The sequence below is a fragment of the Acinetobacter sp. CFCC 10889 genome (assembly GCF_003268395.1).
Lineage (GTDB): Bacteria > Pseudomonadota > Gammaproteobacteria > Pseudomonadales > Moraxellaceae > Acinetobacter.
In genome coordinates, this window is the sequence record NZ_LQXQ01000006.1 from 93,430 (window position 1) to 106,800 (window position 13,371).

Below are 13,371 nucleotides of genomic sequence, written 5' to 3' on the forward strand. Positions count from 1 at the left end.
AGGGGAACAGACCGCAACTGAAATAAATTCAGTAATGGAACTCCCTCCTTTTTAAAGGAGGGTTGGGGAGGATTTAAAAACCTTAACTGACTTGCATTACCCACTTACACAGCTTGACTGCTCATCTTTGATAAAGAGGGGAACAGACCACGACTGAAATCAATTCTAGTAATCTTGCGTAGCAGTGCTACTCATCCCTCCTTTTTTAAAGGTGAGGAACATGTTCCGCAAGGGGAGGATTAAAAAACATTAAATCACACAACTTTAGTCGCGATTTACAAGAGTTAAAATGTCGTAAGTTGCGACCAATTCATTGCGTTGGTTTTTGACTTTAATGTCCCAAACCACCACGCCATGCGGTTTTTGTTCAGGATCACGCAATGGTTTTGGTGTTTTTTGCTTACAAGTCAGTTCCACTTGAATGGTGTCACCAATTTTCACAGGTTCGACAAAGCGTAAGTTGTCCATACCATAGTTGGCAATCACAGGACCCGGTGCAGCATCGACAAATAAACCTGCCGCTGCTGAAACGATAAAGTAACCATGCGCAACACGATCACCGAACAGTGAATCTGCCGCAGCGATTTTGTCCATGTGCGCATAGAAGTGATCACCACTCAAACAGGCAAAATTCACAATATCTGCTTCAGTCACCGTACGACGAGCTGTTAATAAACGTTCACCAACACGCAGTTCATCAAATGATTTTTTGAATGGATGAACACGATCTTCAAACACTTGCGAACCAATCGTCCAACTGTGTCCGATTTGGGTCATCGCATTTGGTGAACCTTGAATCGCAGTGCGTTGCATATAATGTTTTACTGCACGTAAACCGCCCAATTCTTCACCGCCACCTGCACGTCCCGGACCACCATGCACAAGCAATGGAAGTGGTGAACCATGACCTGTACTTTCTTTGGCATTTTCAGCATCAAGGACATGTACGCGACCATGCCACGGTGCAATTTTGGCAATGATTTGTTCAACATTTTCATCCGCATTGCGAACTACAGATGCAACTAAACTACCTTCACCTTTTGCCACTAACTGTGCCAATTCGGCAAGATTGTGATAAGGCATTAAAGTGACCACAGGACCAAATGCTTCAACTTGGTGAATGGCTTGGGCTTCGTTTGGTGATTTACACACTAAAACTGTAGGTGGATAGAACGCACCATTTTCAGGGTGTTCTGCAATAATATTAAAGTCTTGACGTAAATGGCTACCCAAAACAATTTCAGCATCTTGGCTGAGTTGTTCAACTCTTTCAGCCACATCATGTTTTTGTTTAACACTCGCCAACGCACCCATGGTGACATTTTCAAGTTCAGGATTACCGACCACGACTTTTTGTAGCTTCGCAACCAAACGGCTTTGTACAGTATCCAACAAATTTGCAGGAACAAAAGCACGACGAATCGCAGTACATTTTTGACCTGCTTTGGTGGTCATTTCACGGAAAACTTCACGTACAAATAGGTCGATGGTTTCGTCATTGGCTTGTTCAGTCAAGATCGCACTATTCACCGAATCCGCTTCCATGCTGAAAGGAATTGAATATTGATTTAAATGTGGATGTGCACGTAATTTTTGACCTGTAGAGGCTGAACCTGTAAAGGTTACGGTATCTTGTGCATTTAAATGTTCAAATAAATCATAAGTCTGACCACAGATCAGCTGTAAAGCACCTTCAGGTAAGAAGCCACTTGCCAAAATATCAGCAACTACAGCATGGGTCATTTCTGCGCCTTCTGTCGCAGGTTTGACGATACATGGCACACCTGCCAAAAGGGTTGGTGCGATTTTTTCCAACATTCCCCAAATCGGGAAGTTAAAAGCGTCAATGTGTACCGCAACACCTGCTTTCGGGCTGAGGATATGTTTTGCGCCAAAGGTGCCATTTTTAGACAATGGAATCCATGCATCTTCAACGAGAGCAGTTTCATCGCTCAGTTCACGGCGGACTAAACTTGAGTAGGCAAATAAAGTACCGATTCCGCCTTCGACATCAATCCAAGCATCTTTACGGGTACAGCCTGTGGCTTTTGCAAGTTCATAATAATTTTCTTTGCGTTCAAGTAGGTACTGCGCCACTTGTTTTAAAGCATTGGCACGTTCATGGAACGTCAGATTGGCAATCGCTGAACCTTTGCTTTTTGCAAACTCAACAATAGCTTTGGTGTCGATGCCTTGGCTGCTGACTTGATAAATCGCATCACCTGTAATGGCATGGTAAACAGTACGGAACTCATTTTGTGCAATAAAGTTCTGTCCATAAACCAAAGAACTTAATTTTTTCACGTCAGATGCTTGTGTGGAAGCATCGTGATCTGCATTGTGCTCGGTTGGATTTGATCCTGCATCTAGCTCAAGCATGGCTAACTCCTTTTATGATACGTTTTACATAAATTTTTAATTTTGATGATTCATAATTTGTTCCTTTATTTTTAAATTGTCAAATATTTTTCCATTAAAATGCTGTAACAACAAATATTTAAAAATTAATATTATTGAAATACAGTAAGTTAATTAATTTTGCTGAAAATTTTAATATGATACATATAAAATAGTATTGATTTTTTATTCGTATCGTTTTACTTTAAATCTCATAAACACTTGGGATAAGTGAGGACACAATGAAAAATCATCAACAAGATTTTGATCAAGCGCTTGAAAAGGACATTTCAATCGAACCAAAAGATTGGATGCCTGATGCATACCGTAAAACTTTAATTCGCCAAATCGGACAACATGCACACTCAGAAGTAGTTGGCATGTTACCTGAGGGCAATTGGATTACACGTGCGCCAAGTTTGAAACGTAAAGCAGTATTGTTGGCAAAAGTGCAAGATGAAGCAGGGCATGCTTTGTATTTATATAGTGCGGCTGAAACTTTGGGTGCAGATCGTGACGACATGATGGATAAACTCATCGCAGGTCGTATGAAATATTCTTCAATTTTCAACTATCCAACGCTGTCTTGGGCAGATGTTGCTGCAATCGGTTGGTTGGTGGATGGTGCTGCGATTGTAAATCAGGTGGCATTGTGTCGTACCTCTTATGGTCCTTATGCACGTGCCATGGTTCGTGTCTGTAAAGAAGAAAGTTTCCATCAACGTCAGGGTTTTGAGGCGATGATGCAACTTGCAAACGGCACACCTGAGCAAAAACAAATGGCGCAAGATGCGGTCAATCGTTTTTGGTGGCCTGTGCAAATGATGTTTGGTCCAAGTGATGACAATTCTCCAAACAGTGCGCAAAGCATGCAGTGGAAAATCAAATTATTCAGTAATGATGCATTACGCCAAAAATTTGTTGATAACACTGTGCCACAAGTACACATGTTGGGTTTGACTGTACCTGATCCTGATCTACGTTTTAATGAAGAAACAGGGCATTACGAGTCAGGTCCAATCAATTGGGATGAGTTCAATGACATCCTTGCAGGTAAAGGTCCTTGCAACCATGAGCGTATCGAAGCACGTCGCAAAGCGTGGGAAGGCGGAAAATGGGTGCGTGATTCAGCAGCGGTGTATGCACAAAAGCAGCAAGCTGATGAAACTGCAAAAGTCGCTTAATCCACAGCACATTGGTTCATTATCGTTTTAAATTTCAGGAAGGATTCTCTCATGAACAATAAAAACAATTGGTCGTTATTCGAAGTATTTGTACGTAGTAAACAAGGTTTAAGTCATCGTCATGTGGGTAGCTTACGTGCGCCTGATGCTGAAATTGCCTTGCAAAATGCCCGTGATGTCTATACCCGTCGTAATGAAGGGATCAGCATTTGGGTGGTGAAATCTGAGCTGATCACTTGCTCACAACCTGAGGAAAAAGAAGAATTTTTCGATCCTGCTTTGGATAAGGTTTATCGTCATCCGACTTTTTACCATATCCCTGATGGCATTGAGCACATGTAAGGAGTAGGCAAATGAATCATTCAGTATTTTCTCAATATCTTTTGCATTTGGCAGACAGCCAACTGATTTTATCGCACCGTTTGGCAGAGTGGTGTGGTCATGCGCCTGAATTGGAACTTGATATTGCACTTGCCAATATTGGTTTGGATTTACTTGGTCAAGCCCGTACTGTGCTCAGCCTTGCAGGTGAAGTCGAAGGTTTAGGGCGTGATGAAGATCAATTGGCTTTTTTCCGCACTGAACGTGAATATCGCAATTTATTGCTTTGCGAACAACCGAATGGCGACTTTGCGCAAACCATCGTGCGTCAATGGTTAATGGATCATTATCACCATTTACTCTTCGCCGCTTTAAGCAATAGCAACCATGCGGAACTACGTGCTTTTGCTATCAAGTCTTTGCGTGAAGTGAAATATCACTTACGTTTTTCAACCGCTTGGATGGAGCGTTTAAGCCTCGGTACAGCAGAAGCGCATGAAAGAACCCAAAATGGTTTAAATGAATTGTGGCGTTTTACCGAAGAGCTTTTTGATCTCAGCGCAGATGAACAGCAATTGGTACAAGATGGTGTGATTCCAAATATCACTTTGTTAAAAGCACAGTGGCAAGACATTGTAAATGCAGAAGCTGCACATTATGGCTTGAACATTCCTGAATTGGGTGCGTATCGCCGTGGTGCAAAACAAGGTTTGCATACTGAACATTTGGGCTATGTTTTGGCTGAAATGCAATCTATGCAACGCAGTTATCCAAATATGAATTGGTAATTCTGTCAGAACAAGGAGCAAGTTCCATGAATTTAATTCGACAATGTACTGATCAATGTTGGGATGTTTTGGCACAAATTTCTGATCCTGAAATCCCTGTTTTGTCTGTGGTGGATTTGGGCATGATTCGTGGTGTGGAATTCAATCAGGACAATGAACTTGTGGTTCGACTGACACCAACTTATAGCGGATGCCCTGCAACAGATGTATTAAAAGCTGAAATTGAACAAGCATTTACACAGCATCAACTTACCCCTGTCAATGTGGTGGTGGATTTATCCGAAGCGTGGACAACCGATTGGATGAGCCAAAACGGCAAAGACAAATTGAAAAAATACGGCATCGCACCGCCAAAAGGTGAAGCGCATAGCTGTGGTACTCATGTGGCATTGACCGATGGCATTGAATGCCCGCATTGCCACAGCGTACACACCAAATTATTAAGTGAATTTAGTTCGACTGCATGTAAAGCCTTATATCAATGCAAAGACTGCTTAGAACCATTTGACTATTTTAAATGTATTTAACAGCGCATTTTCATAGTCAAACAGAAAGAGGGATTTTCAAATGAGTCAATTTATACCATTAACCATAAAATCAATTACGCCTCAAACTGAGCAGGCAATTTGTATTGCGTTTGAGGTTAGCCCTGAATTACAAGCTGATTTTCAATATCAAGCAGGGCAACATCTCACCATTCGTCATTTAACCGATGCAGGTGAAATTCGCCGTTGTTACTCGATTTGCAGTGATCACAATGAAGACATGAGCATTGCCATTAAAAAAATTGATCAAGGTCAATTTTCAAATTGGGCAAATGACAATTTAAAAGCAGGCGATCAGCTTGAAGTCATGCCACCACAAGGCGTGTTCTTCCAAAAAGCTGCCAAAGTCGGTGGTAAAAATTATCTTGGCTTTGCCGCAGGCAGTGGTATTACTCCGATTTTATCCATTGTCAAAACCGTGTTATTGCAACAGGAAGATGCCAATTTTACTTTGATTTATGGCAACCGTACTTGGAAACAAACCATGTTTGCTGAGCAAATTATGGATTTGAAAGATCGCTTTAAAAATCGTTTTCAGTTGGTGAATGTTTTTTCTCGTGAAATGAATGACAGTGCTTTATTTAATGGTCGTATTGATGCTGAAAAATTACAGTCATTATTTAAAGCGGATTTGATCAATGCAGATTTTGATCACTGTTTTGCCTGTGGTCCTGATGAAATGATGGATGCGATTGAAACCGTATTGCCTGAACTTGGTATTGAACGCAGCAAAATTCACACTGAACGCTTTAATACAGGTACAGCGAAAAAAGCCACTGCGGAACAGATCGAAAGCCGTAATGAAGAAAAAGTGAATATCGTACTTGATGGTCGTGAGTTGATCATTGAAGTATCGAAAGAAGATGACAGCATTTTAGATGCAGCGCTTCGTGCAGGTGCAGATTTACCATACGCATGTAAAGGCGGTGTGTGCGCAACCTGTAAATGTAAAGTTTTGGAAGGTCAGGTCGACATGGCGATCAACTACAGCTTAGAGCCTGAAGAAGTTGAACGTGGTTATGTTTTAAGTTGTCAGGCACGTCCTGTAACGCCAAATGTGCGAATCAGTTTTGATGACTAAAAAATAGGTTCCAAGATTCAATCACGAGATTGAAATTGAGAATTTAAAACAGCGTGTAAAAACAGAACATTGATGAATACAGTTTTGATGAATCAGGATTTGATATTTTAGAAATTGAAAAACTCTAATAAAAATCAAATCAAAACATCAAGTGGAGCAATGAGATGGAATTCTTAAAAAGCCAACAGGTGAAATCAGGCGTGATGCTGATCGAACTGAATCGCCCTGAAAAGCGCAACGCTTTGAATAATGCCACATTACAAGAACTTGTGACTTTACTGAAAAGTGTGGATGCAGATTCAAACATTAAAACCGTAGTGATTACAGGCAATGAAAGCTGTTTCGCTGCGGGTGCAGATTTAAATGAACTTGCAGCTTTGGATGTGGTGTCGATTCAACAAGATCAACGCCCATTATTATGGAAACAGATTGATGAGTTTTCCAAACCGATCATTGTTGCAGTCAATGGCTTTGCCTTTGGCGCAGGCTTTGAGTTGGCTTTACATGGTGACATCGTACTGACAGGTGAAAATGCACAATTTGCTTTACCTGAAATTGGTTTGGGGATGTTGCCGGGAGCAGGTGGCACACAGCGTTTAGCACGTTTAGTGGGACAACAACTGACCATGCGTTGGGCGATGACAGGTGAGCGAATTTCAGCGCAAACCGCTTTGCAACATGGCATCACAAGTCAAATTTGCCCGACTCAATTAACCGTGCAATATGCGATTGAACTTGCAGAAAAAATTGCTAAGCAAGCACCACTTGCGATCCGTGTCATTAAACAATCTTTGAAATCTATTCATGAAGTGACTTTAAGCCAAGGCTTGAAGCAAGAACGTCAGCATTTTGTTTGGCTTGCAGCGACCCAAGATCGCCAAGAAGGCATCAATGCATTTTTAGAAAAAAGACAACCAAATTTTAGAGGTGTGTGATGGATTACCAAACAATTATTGCAGAAGAAAAGAATGCAGTCGGTTATTTAACGTTTAACCGTCCAAAACAGTTAAACAGCTTTAATGAAACCATGCATCAGGAAGTGTCACAAACTTTGAAAGCATGGGCTAAAGATTCGAATATCCGTGCGGTGGTGATCTCTGCGGAAGGTCGTGGTTTTTGTGCAGGGCAAGATTTGGGTGACCGTGTGGTTGATCCAAATGCGGATGCACCTGACTTGGGTCTTTCGATTGAAAAATATTATAACCCATTGATTAAATTGATTACGGAAATGCCAAAACCTGTGATTTGTGCAGTAAATGGTGTGGCAGCGGGCGCAGGGGCAAATATTGCTTTAGCGTGTGATGTGGTGATTGCAGCGCAATCAGCTTCATTTATCCAAGCATTTTGTCGCTTAGGTTTAGTGCCTGATTCAGGTGGTACATGGTTCTTGCCACGTTTGGTCGGTCGTGCACAAGCGATGGGACTTGCGATGTTGGGCGATAAAATCCCTGCTGAAAAAGCGGTGCAATTGGGCATGATTTGGCAATGTGTTGCAGATGAAGAATTAAAAATTGAAGCTGCAAAAATGGCGGAACATTTGGCAACCCAACCGACTTATGGTTTGTCATTGATCAAAAAAGCCATCAATGCCGCAGCAGACAATAATTTGGATGAACAACTGATTTTAGAACGTGATTTACAGCGTTTGGCAGGGCGTTCAAGTGACTATAAAGAAGGCGTACAAGCATTTATGCAAAAACGTACTCCTGAATTTAGAGGATGCTGATCATGCAAAATCTCAATTTACAGCAAGCAAAAGTCGCTGTGATTGGTGCAGGGACAATGGGAATGGGCATTGCCCAACTCGCAGCCATGCATGGTCATGCAACTTATGTATTTGATTTGGATATTGAAAAAGCCAATGCTGCATTTGCACAATTAAAAGTACAACTTGAAAAACGTGTACAATTGGGAAAAATGACCCAAGCCGTGGTTGATTCTACACTTGGCAATATTCAAATCGTTGCAGAGCTTCAACAGCTTTCGGTTGCAGATTTGATCGTTGAAGCTGTAGTGGAAAAGAAAGAAGTTAAACAAAGTTTATTCAAACAGCTTGCAGAGATATGTTCAGAACAGACTATTTTTGCTTCAAATACTTCTTCGATTTCAATCACCGCAATTGCTTCAGTGATTCCACATCCTGAGCGTGTAGTAGGTTTGCACTTCTTTAACCCTGCACCTGTGATGAAATTGGTGGAAATTATCCGTGGTTTAAAAACTTCGGAACAAATTGCACAGTCATTATTTAGCTTGATGCAAGTATGGAAAAAAGTCCCTGTGACAGCAAAATCAACACCGGGTTTTATCGTGAACCGTGTTGCACGTCCATATTATGCGGAAGCGTTTCGTGCATTGCAGGAAAATGTCACCTCGCCTGAACAGCTTGATTTTATCTTGCGTGAATGTGGTCATTTTGCCATGGGTCCATGTGAACTGACGGATTTAATTGGGCAAGATGTCAATTTTTCTGTGACACAAAGCGTCTATCAAGAATTTTTCTATGAGCCACGCTATCGTCCATCATTGATCCAAAAAGAATTGGTCGATGCAGGTTGTTATGGTCGCAAAAGCCAACAAGGTTTTTATGATTATCATCAGGCAGAACGCACACCAAGCTATCATTTAGCGGACCTTTCTGCTGTTCAGTCTGCAACATTCAATCTACAGGTTGTTGGTGAATGGGCGCATGACACAGGTCTGATTCAACGTCTTAAAAATGCGGATAATATCCATATTTCCAATGCAATTGCAGATCATGAACAGCTTCGTTTGGATGATATTACCATTCAACTCAGTCAAGGGCAGTCTGTAGACATTGACCATACCCATGAAAAAGTGGTGTTAATGGATTGGCATGCCGATTGGACAACAGCTAAGGCTGTGGTTTTAACCGCTTCGCCATTATGTAGCACCGCTGATCGTGAAAAAGTCAGCCAACTTTTTGCAGCGTTGGGCGTGACAAGTATTTGGGTCAAAGATCATCCTGCTTTATTTGTGATGCGTAGCATTGCCATGTTGGTGAATGAAGGTTGTGAAGCGGTTTTACATGACATTGCCACTGAACAAGATATTGATTCAGCGATGAAATATGGTGTGAATTATCCGAAAGGTCCATTCCAATGGGCGACTCAAATCGGTTATATACAGATTTTAACCACGCTTGAAAATTTATACCGTATCTATGGCGAGGAACGTTATCGTCCAAGCTTATATTTACGTAAAAAAGTCGCACTGCAATCTATTCATCACACAGATGAAGAAGCAGAAGCTCAAACACTGAAACAAGCAGGCTAAGGGAGAAGAATAATGGAACAGGTATTTATTTGTGATGCAATTCGTACCCCGATTGGTCGCTATGCAGGTGCGTTGAGCAGCATTCGTGCTGATGATTTGGCAGCGTTGCCAATTGAATATTTAAAACAGCAACACCCTGATTTGCCTTGGGAACAGTTGGATGAAGTGATTTTAGGCTGTGCCAATCAAGCAGGTGAAGATAACCGTAATGTGGCACGTATGGCTGCATTATTGGCGGGCTTACCTGATGCTGTTCCTGCAATTACCGTAAATCGTCTATGTGCTTCGGGCTTGGATGCTGTTGGTTTGGCAGCCCGTGCGATCAAATCAGGTGAAGCGCAATTTGTCTTGGCAGGTGGTGTGGAGTCGATGAGCCGTGCGCCATTTGTGCAGTCGAAACCTGAAGCTGCATTTAGCCGTACCCCAAGTATTTATGACACCACGATTGGTTGGCGTTTTATCAATCCAAAATTCAAAACCAATTTTGGTGTGGATAGCATGCCTGAAACGGCTGAAAATGTGGCTGAAAAATATCAAATCAGTCGTGCAGATCAAGATTTATTTGCATTTAACAGCCAACAAAAAACCGCAAAAGCGCAGCAAAGTGGTATTTTTAAAGCAGAAATCTTGCCTGTAAATATTACGGATCGTAAGAAAAATACGGTTCAAGTGACTGAGGATGAACATCCCCGTGCAGATACCACACTTGAAGCATTGGCAAAGTTAAAAGCGCCATTTCGTAAAGAAGGCGGTTCGGTGACTGCGGGCAATGCATCGGGTGTCAATGATGGCGCAGCATGCGTACTACTAACGAGTGAAAATTTTGCCAAAGACAATGGCTTAGAACCACTTGCCAAAGTGATTGCGATAGCAAGTGCGGGTGTGGAAGCTAAATATATGGGCATCGGTCCTGTGCCTGCGGTGCAAAAAGTCTTGAAACTTGCAGGTTTAAGTTTGGATCAAATGGATGTGATTGAGTTGAATGAAGCTTTTGCAGCACAGTCTTTGGCGGTGATGCGTGAGTTGGGTTTAAAAGATGATGATGCACGGGTCAATCCAAACGGTGGTGCAATTGCACTTGGACATCCGCTTGGTATGAGTGGAACACGTTTGGTCATCACTGCCATGCATGAACTCAAACGTCGTCAAGGGAAATACGCACTTTGCACCATGTGTGTTGGTGTTGGGCAAGGTGTAGCGCTGATTTTGGAAAATGTCGCTTAAGCTTTTTTATGGATTAAAAGTTAAGACACAACAGGATTGTAAATGACAGCCAAAGGATGGCTGTTCAAGGAGAAATAAGATGAATAATAATGCTTTGGAACAAATCGAAACTGCATCTATTGATGAATTACGCAGTGTGCAATTACAACGTCTGAAAAAGACTTTGCAACATGCTTATGACAACAGTAGCGTGTATAAAAAGAAGTTTGATGATGCAGGTGTGCATCCTGATGATTTGAAAAGCTTGGAAGATTTAGCCAAATTTCCATTTACCACCAAAAAAGATTTACGTGATAACTATCCTTTTGGCATGTTTGCTGTGCCACAGGAACAGATTGTCCGTGTCCATGCTTCCTCGGGTACGACAGGTCAGCCAACGGTGGTGGGTTATACGCAAAATGATATTAACATTTGGGCGGATGTGGTCGCACGTTCACTCCGTGCCGCAGGCTTGAGCAATAAAGATACCATTCAAGTGTCTTATGGTTATGGCTTATTTACAGGTGGTTTGGGTGCGCATTATGGTGTTGAGCGTTTAGGCGCAACCGTGATTCCAATGTCAGGTGGGCAAACTGACAAACAAGCGCAATTAATCAATGATTTTAAACCGACTGCGTTGATGGTCACGCCATCCTACTGTCTAAATATCATTGAAGCTTTAGAGAAAAAATTTGGTACGGCAAAATGCTCAATCAAAACGGGTGTATTTGGTGCTGAACCGTGGACCAATGAAATGCGTAAAGAGATTGAAGATCGCTTCGGTATCAATGCATTGGACATTTACGGTTTGTCGGAAGTGATGGGACCGGGGGTGGCGATGGAATGTCTTGAAAGTAAAGATGGTCCAACCATTTGGGAAGATCATTTTTATCCTGAAATCATCAACCCTGAAACAGGTGAAGTATTGGCAGATGGTGAATTAGGCGAATTAGTCTTTACCACCATTACCAAAGAAGGGATGCCTGTGATTCGTTATCGTACCCGTGACCTGACTCGACTGTTGGCAGGAACTGCTCGTCCAATGCGCCGTATGGATAAAATTGTCGGTCGCAGTGATGATATGATGATTATCCGTGGGGTAAATGTGTTCCCAACGCAGATCGAAGAACAAATTTTACATATTCCGCAACTTTTGCCGAATTATGAAATTCAAATTTGTAAGCAAGGTCATTTAGATACATTGCATATTCGTACTGAAATGCGTCAAGATATTCATCCTGATTTAACCCAACAATTGGCGACACAACTGAAAAGTCAGATCAAGACTATGGTGGGAATTTCAGTCAGTGTTGAAATTCTACAGGAAGGCACATTGCCACGTTCAGAAGGCAAAGCACAACGTGTATTTGACATTCGACATGTTGTTCAGGAACACTGTAAGTCTGCTTAGTGGTTACGCTGATGCTGCATAGAATGGGTTGAAAAATATAAGGTAATAGTGAAACGATATGAATCCAAAACTCAAACAGGCAATTGATGATTTTATTGGCAAAGAAGCGCTGAGTGGTACGTCTTTGATCATGACGGTATTTGGTGATTGCGTTTATCATCATGGTGGCATTATCAGTCTTGCAAGTCTGATTCAATTGATGGATGTGTTTGGATTCAATGAACGTTCGGTGCGGACTGCGGTGTTTCGTTTGGTGCAAAATGGTTGGTTGGTGTCCGAGAAAATCGGGCGCACCAGCTACTATCGAGTGACTGAAACGAGTCGACAGCGCTTTGTACAAGCGGATGCTAAAATTTATAATTTCAACCATATCGAATGGGATCAAAAATGGGACTTGGTACTGCTCAGTTCGGTTGATCTTGAAAATAAATTGGTATTAAAGAAAGAGTTGGAATGGTTAGGTTTTGCCAATATCGCAAGTAATGTGATGGCATATCCGGGCTGTGATCACTTAAAACTGCAAAATTTATTGCTCAATCTGAAAATGACCGATCAAGTGGTGATTTTCAAAGCTGAAACACTACAACTTTGGCAAGAATCTTATCCAACAGTTAAACGCATGGTGGAAACCAATTGGTCAGTGGCAGAGTTACATGCCCGTTATGACAAATTTATCAAAGACTTCCGTGAGTTTATGAATATTGTTGAAAATGCCGATGATTTAGATGCAGTTCAGGCGTTCCAAATTCGGATTTTATTGATTCATCAATATCGCCGTATTTTGCTCAAAGATCCTGATTTGCCATCGGAATTATTACCATCCAATTGGTTGTCGTTAAATGCCCGTAATTTGAGCAGTAATTTATATCAATTGGTGGTGTCGAGCGGTGAAGAATTCTTTATGGAATTTGCCCGTACTTCTGAAGGGGCAATGCCACCACTGCATCCGCAATTTTATAAACGTTTTGGTGGTTTAAAGCAGGAAGAGTTAGCTGTTTGATTTTATAAAATGGCTTATCACAAATATATAGTTTTATATTGGCTTCTTGCGTTATTCAAAAAAATATCGGGAGTCCCTTCTCCCTTTGGGAGAAGGTTAGGATGAGGGTTCATAAATAAAAACCTCTCCCTAACTCTCTTCGTTAGT

12 protein-coding genes are annotated in these 13,371 nt (G+C 41.6%); 11 read left to right on the top strand and 1 reads right to left on the bottom strand.

The features are described 5' to 3' along the window. Window positions 1–264: 264 nt before the first annotated feature. The gene (paaZ, locus tag AVJ19_RS03640; RefSeq protein ID WP_111858442.1) at window positions 265–2,379 is read right to left on the bottom strand and encodes a phenylacetic acid degradation bifunctional protein PaaZ; all 2,115 of its coding nucleotides are present in this window, start codon (window positions 2,377–2,379) and stop codon (window positions 265–267) included. A 260-nt stretch (window positions 2,380–2,639) separates the two neighbouring features. Between paaZ and paaA the strand changes: the two genes are divergently transcribed. The 11 genes from paaA (at window position 2,640) to AVJ19_RS03695 (ending at window position 13,224) form a co-directional block, all read left to right on the top strand. Continuing rightward, on the top strand, window positions 2,640–3,581 hold the full coding sequence (gene paaA, locus AVJ19_RS03645) for a 1,2-phenylacetyl-CoA epoxidase subunit PaaA (protein WP_068975399.1): 942 nt from the start codon (window positions 2,640–2,642) through the stop codon (window positions 3,579–3,581). Window positions 3,582–3,632: 51 nt separating this feature from the next. Further along, window positions 3,633–3,923 carry a 1,2-phenylacetyl-CoA epoxidase subunit PaaB gene (paaB, locus tag AVJ19_RS03650; protein ID WP_068975398.1) on the top strand — a complete coding sequence of 97 codons (291 nt, stop codon included), beginning with the start codon at window positions 3,633–3,635 and terminating at the stop codon, window positions 3,921–3,923. An 11-nt stretch (window positions 3,924–3,934) separates the two neighbouring features. Beyond that, window positions 3,935–4,690, top strand: a complete 756-nt coding sequence (gene paaC / locus AVJ19_RS03655) for a 1,2-phenylacetyl-CoA epoxidase subunit PaaC (RefSeq protein WP_068975397.1) — start codon at window positions 3,935–3,937, stop codon at window positions 4,688–4,690. A 26-nt stretch (window positions 4,691–4,716) separates the two neighbouring features. After that, entirely contained in the window at window positions 4,717–5,217 is a 501-nt protein-coding gene (gene paaD / locus AVJ19_RS03660) for a 1,2-phenylacetyl-CoA epoxidase subunit PaaD (RefSeq protein ID WP_087552542.1), read from the top strand. Between the two features lie 40 nt (window positions 5,218–5,257). Beyond that, entirely contained in the window at window positions 5,258–6,316 is a 1,059-nt protein-coding gene (gene paaE / locus AVJ19_RS03665) for a 1,2-phenylacetyl-CoA epoxidase subunit PaaE (RefSeq protein ID WP_068975395.1), read from the top strand. A 164-nt stretch (window positions 6,317–6,480) separates the two neighbouring features. Further along, complete coding sequence (locus AVJ19_RS03670) at window positions 6,481–7,251, top strand: enoyl-CoA hydratase-related protein (protein WP_111858443.1); 771 nt, start codon at window positions 6,481–6,483, stop codon at window positions 7,249–7,251. Continuing rightward, on the top strand, window positions 7,251–8,042 hold the full coding sequence (gene paaG / locus AVJ19_RS03675) for a 2-(1,2-epoxy-1,2-dihydrophenyl)acetyl-CoA isomerase PaaG (protein WP_068975393.1): 792 nt from the start codon (window positions 7,251–7,253) through the stop codon (window positions 8,040–8,042). The genes AVJ19_RS03670 and paaG overlap by 1 nt, the downstream gene beginning before the upstream one ends. Window positions 8,043–8,044: 2 nt before the next feature. Continuing rightward, on the top strand, window positions 8,045–9,610 hold the full coding sequence (locus AVJ19_RS03680) for a 3-hydroxyacyl-CoA dehydrogenase (RefSeq protein ID WP_111858444.1): 1,566 nt from the start codon (window positions 8,045–8,047) through the stop codon (window positions 9,608–9,610). A 12-nt stretch (window positions 9,611–9,622) separates the two neighbouring features. Next, on the top strand, window positions 9,623–10,834 hold the full coding sequence (pcaF, locus tag AVJ19_RS03685) for a 3-oxoadipyl-CoA thiolase (RefSeq protein ID WP_068975391.1): 1,212 nt from the start codon (window positions 9,623–9,625) through the stop codon (window positions 10,832–10,834). 79 nt (window positions 10,835–10,913) lie between these two features. Continuing rightward, window positions 10,914–12,224 (top strand): phenylacetate--CoA ligase PaaK, encoded by a 1,311-nt coding sequence (paaK, locus tag AVJ19_RS03690; RefSeq protein ID WP_087552547.1) that lies wholly within the window; start codon window positions 10,914–10,916, stop codon window positions 12,222–12,224. 58 nt (window positions 12,225–12,282) lie between these two features. Next, window positions 12,283–13,224: a PaaX family transcriptional regulator C-terminal domain-containing protein gene (locus AVJ19_RS03695; RefSeq protein WP_087552548.1), complete on the top strand. Its 942-nt coding sequence runs from the start codon at window positions 12,283–12,285 to the stop codon at window positions 13,222–13,224. Window positions 13,225–13,371 lie beyond the last annotated feature (147 nt).

Coding starts and splice junctions, on each gene's coding strand:
- AVJ19_RS03695 (WP_087552548.1), top strand. CDS start 12,283: ATGAATCCAAAACTCAAACAGGCAATTGATGATTTTATTGGCAAAGAA.
- paaB (WP_068975398.1), top strand. CDS start 3,633: ATGAACAATAAAAACAATTGGTCGTTATTCGAAGTATTTGTACGTAGT.
- paaK (WP_087552547.1), top strand. CDS start 10,914: ATGAATAATAATGCTTTGGAACAAATCGAAACTGCATCTATTGATGAA.
- AVJ19_RS03680 (WP_111858444.1), top strand. CDS start 8,045: ATGCAAAATCTCAATTTACAGCAAGCAAAAGTCGCTGTGATTGGTGCA.
- paaZ (WP_111858442.1), bottom strand. CDS start 2,379: ATGCTTGAGCTAGATGCAGGATCAAATCCAACCGAGCACAATGCAGAT.
- AVJ19_RS03670 (WP_111858443.1), top strand. CDS start 6,481: ATGGAATTCTTAAAAAGCCAACAGGTGAAATCAGGCGTGATGCTGATC.
- paaA (WP_068975399.1), top strand. CDS start 2,640: ATGAAAAATCATCAACAAGATTTTGATCAAGCGCTTGAAAAGGACATT.
- paaG (WP_068975393.1), top strand. CDS start 7,251: ATGGATTACCAAACAATTATTGCAGAAGAAAAGAATGCAGTCGGTTAT.
- paaE (WP_068975395.1), top strand. CDS start 5,258: ATGAGTCAATTTATACCATTAACCATAAAATCAATTACGCCTCAAACT.
- paaD (WP_087552542.1), top strand. CDS start 4,717: ATGAATTTAATTCGACAATGTACTGATCAATGTTGGGATGTTTTGGCA.
- paaC (WP_068975397.1), top strand. CDS start 3,935: ATGAATCATTCAGTATTTTCTCAATATCTTTTGCATTTGGCAGACAGC.
- pcaF (WP_068975391.1), top strand. CDS start 9,623: ATGGAACAGGTATTTATTTGTGATGCAATTCGTACCCCGATTGGTCGC.